We start from the raw sequence: 4,328 nt of genomic DNA on the forward strand, positions 1-4,328 counted from the left end.
GCGATGCGCCGGTGCTTCAGACGCAGCCGGTTAAGTAAGCGGCTCGGCTTCGCCATCGCGTTGCGCTTGACGCCGGCTCGGCTTCGCCCTCGTCTTGCGCTTAGCTGCCGGCTCGGCTTCGCCATCGCGCTGACGCTTGCYATTGCCTGGTAGGAGCCGCTTCAGCGGCGAACCCTCAGGCTTTCATTTTGCGGACGAGGCCTGGCATTGCATCGTGCAGGCTGTTCAGACGCTCGCCCGATCACCGCATAGCCTCCGTCGTAACCTCGACAGGTTGAGGGTTCGCCGCTGAGGCGGCTCCTACGGGGAGCTGTGGCCGTATGAGGGGCGTTGAGCCGGTGGGGTTTGTGACCCTCCTACAGGTTCGCAATTTCATGCCAGACTCGCCGCACACAGGATGTTCGGGAGTGGGGAAGGCATGATCGTGGTCTGGGCCATCATTGGCGCGATTGTCGGGGCGCTGGTTACGCAGGGCTGGGAAGGCGCGGTCGCCGGGTTTGCCATCGGGTTGCTCTGGGGGCGGATGTCGGGGCTCAAGAGCGATCTTGATGCCGTGCGGGCCCGGTTGGCTGAACTGGGTCCCGCGACTAAGGCTCGGGCGCCTGTCGCCGGGGGAGCCGGTGCCCATATGGAACACCGCCTGGATGTCGATGCCGGAGGGGCTGCGCCGGGCCGGGCGGAGTGGCCTGATGGGGCGCCTATCGCCGGCGGAGCCGGCTCCCACAGAGAGCTGCCGGGTATGCCACCAGTGGCGCCGCCGGGTATGCCGCCGGTGCCGTCGGGCGCTCCGGTTCCGGTGTCGCGTCCGGTTTCCCCGCCACCGGTGCCTGCGGGTCCGACGTGGTTCGAGCGGTTGGCGGATGYGGCGAAGCGCTGGTTCACCGAGGGCAACGTGCCGGTGAAGGTGGGCATGCTGGTGTTGTTTGCCGGTGTGGCAGCGTTCCTGAAGTACGCCTCGGACCAGGGCTTGTTGCGCGTGCCGATGTCGGTGCGCCTGAGTCTGGTGGCGCTGGTCGCCATCGCGGGTGTGGGTTTCGGTTGGATGCAGCGGGATAAGCGCCGTGCGTTTGCGTTGTCGTTGCAGGGTGGTGCGCTGGGTGTGTTGGTGATGACGGTGTTCGCCGCGTACCGGCTCTACGGATTGCTACCCGCTACCGCGACGTTTGCCTTGCTCATCGTCTTCGTCGCGGGCCTGGGCGTACTTGCCGTGTTGCAGGACGCACTGGCGCTCGCCGTGCTCGGCTTGATTGCGGGTTTCGCGGCACCGATCATCGCGTCGACGGGGCAGGGCAATCACGTCGCCCTGTTCACTTATTACGCCATTCTCAACCTGGGCATTCTCGGTATTGCCTGGAAGAAAGCGTGGCGCGTGCTCAACGTGCTCGGCTTCGTCGCGACCTTCGGTGTCGGGACGGCGTGGGGTGTGCTGAGTTATCGGCCGGCGCTTTTCGCCAGCACCGAGCCGTTCCTGATCCTGCACTTCCTCCTGTATCTCGCCGTGCCCTGGCTGCACGTGCTGCGTTCGCCGAAGCGCGGGCGCGCGATCCTCGATGGTTGCCTGATGTTCGGCAATCCCATCGCCAGCCTGCTGCTGCAAGGTGCCTTGCTCGATTGGGAACCGATGCCGCTGGCGCTCTCGGCGCTGGTCGCTGCGGTCGTCTATGTCGCCATCGCGTTCGCTATCCGCAAGCGAGAAGACATGGGCCTGCTGCGCGAAACATGGGCCGTGCTGGCGGTGGCCTTCGCGACGATTGCCGTGCCGCTTGCGCTCAGTGCCAGTGTGACCGCCAGCGTGTTCGCGCTGGAAGGTGCGGGCCTGATCTGGTTGGGTTTCCGTCAGGCGCGACGCCTGCCGCRCTGGTCCGGTGTATTCCTGCAACTGGCCGCCGGCATCGCCTGGGCCATCGCGGCGATTTTCACGCATCACTACAACGACCTGCCCATCCTCAATGCCGCCTTCATCGGCAGCCTGTTGCTGGTGATCGGTGCCGGTGTCGGTGTGTGGCAGTTCGACCGGCATGGCATGTCGCGGGGCGTGTCCGGCCTCGCACGTGTTGGCCTGCTGGTCTGGGCGGTGATCTGGTGGCTGGTCAGCTTCATCAACGAGATCGACACCTTCGTGATCGATCGGCCGCTGGCCTTTGGTTACTGGCTGGCCGTGCTTGCGGTCACCGCGTGGCTCCTCGCCGAAGCATGCAAGCGCGTGCGCAAGCTCGATCTCGGCGTGGTCCTCGCCTTCAGCGTGCCGTTGTTCCTCTTCGCAGGCATGGTGGTGGCGCTGACGGCCGCTGAGGAAAGCATCCAGCCGCTCGCCGGCTGGCCGCTGGCGGGCGTGGCGGTGATGCTGGTGACGGGCTGGTTCACCCTGCGTGCGCTCGCGGCGCATCGCGTTGCGGCGATTCTCGCGGCAACCCTCGGCTGGGTGCGCTGGCTTGCCATCGGCACTGCGGCCATCGTGCTCGCGTTCGACTTCGTGACGACGATGGGGCAGGGATGGAAAGTGCTTGCCGCCGCCATGCCGACCTTGCTTCTGGCGGCGCTGGTGCTGTGGCGTCCGCGTGTGGTCGCTGCGCCGCTGAACGTGTATGCCGAGGCGATTCGGAATGCGGTAGGTGCCTGTGCCGCGCTGGCCCTGTTCGTCGCCGGCCTCATCGCGCTCGGTACCGCCGGTGCCTCGAACCCGCTCGTCTTCATTCCCGTACTCAACCCGATCGACCTGCTGCTGGTCGCCGTGCTCCTGCTCACCGCGCGTGGCATCTCCGACGCCACCATGCCGGTGAGTGTGCGTCGTGTGCGCCCGGCCGTCCTCGCCGTGATGTTCTTCATCATTGCGACCAGCATGACGCTGCGCTCCGTGCATCATCTCGGCGGCGTGCCGTGGGATAACTCGATGCCGGATTCGAGCCTCGCCGAGCTGTCGCTCACCGTGGTCTGGAGCATCATCGGTGTCGTCGCCTGGGTGCTCGGTTCGAAGCGTGGGCAACGTCTGCTGTGGATGGCCGGTGCCGGCACCATGGCACTGGTGCTCGCTAAGTTGTTGCTCGTCGATCGCGGGCACCTCGGTAACCTGTTCGGCATCGCCTCGTTCATCGCCTATGGCCTGCTCTGCACGGTTATCGGCTACCTTGCGCCCGCGCCGCCGCGGCAACCCGCTGAACCCGCCTCGGAGTCTGAGCATGCGTCCTGACGTTCGCCCTGGTCTGCTGGCCCTCGCCCTGGTCGCGTCCAGCGCTCAGGCGACGACGCCCGTTATCGAACCCGCTCGCCATTACGCCGTCAGTTATCCGATCGCGACCGAGTCGGTTGCGCCGGCCTACGTGGTCGCCTTGCCACAGGACGCTTACAACTGGACCCGCCCGGATACGATGCTGACCGATGTGGTCGTCGTCGACGCGGACGGCATGCAGGTGCCTTCGGGACCGTATCAGCCGCTGCAATCCGTATCGCGCCGGGTCACGCTGACCTTGCCGTTGCTCGCGGTGCCGCCTGCCGAAGCCGATTCGCCGGGACCGCGTATCGAGCGCAGCACGAACGGCGACATCGTTATCCAGCCCGGCAATAGCACGGCGCCCGGCCCGGTGAAGGAGTGGCTGATCGATGCGCGCACGCCCATCAACCTCAGTCAGATCACCTTCCCGCCGACCCAGGTGAGCGACGGTGCGGACGTGCAGCTCGACAACGTCTCAATCGACGTGAGCGACGATCTGCAATCGTGGACGAGCCTGGTCCGGCAGGCCACGATCCTGTCGATGGGACGCAACGGCAACGCACCCGATGTCACCACGGTGAAGATCGAAGGCGCGACGGGTCGCTACTTCCGTGTGCGTATCGTCAGCGGCAGCGTGCACTGGGCGACGGCGGGCGACGCCACCGTCAACCTGGCCGGACGGGTGGAAGAAAAACTCGTCGTTGACGAAGCTCCGCGCCGGTGGCTGGATGTCGAGCCGACCCGGACGACGTCGAGCGGGCAGGGCGTCGACTACGACTACGCGTTACCGGCGGCACTGCCGATCAATGCGTTGCGCCTTAAGCGCGGCAGCGACGCGGTGGCGCGCGTGGATGCGATGTCCCTCGAAGGAACTCACCTGAGCGAATCGCTAGGCACGCTCGTCGTCACCTCCGGGCAGGGGGATGGCAGCACCACGCTCAACATCCCGGCGGGCCGCCGCGACGCCTTGCGCCTGCACTCGGCCACCCCGCTGCGCGAGCCACCACACCTCGCGCTGGGTTGGGTGCCGGATCGCTTCGTTTTCTTGCCTGAGGGGCCGCCGCCGCACCAGCTGTTCGTCGGCAGCCACATCGAGAGCCGTCCGCCCTGGCCCATCGCC

At 66.6% G+C, this 4,328-nt stretch carries 2 protein-coding genes; both read left to right on the forward strand.

Annotated features, from left to right (window positions below; all coding sequences use genetic code 11):
- Nucleotides 1-418 precede the first annotated feature (418 nt).
- Nucleotides 419-3,187 (forward strand): DUF2339 domain-containing protein, encoded by a 2,769-nt coding sequence (locus tag AC1DT2_RS16675; RefSeq protein ID WP_477297555.1) that lies wholly within the window; start codon nt 419-421, stop codon nt 3,185-3,187.
- A partial coding sequence (locus tag AC1DT2_RS16680) for a DUF3999 family protein (protein WP_477297557.1) occupies nt 3,177-4,328 on the forward strand: 1,152 nt, incomplete at its 3' end. The genes AC1DT2_RS16675 and AC1DT2_RS16680, both read left to right, overlap by 11 nt.

It is taken from the genome of Luteibacter sp. P4_E6 (assembly GCF_056401535.1).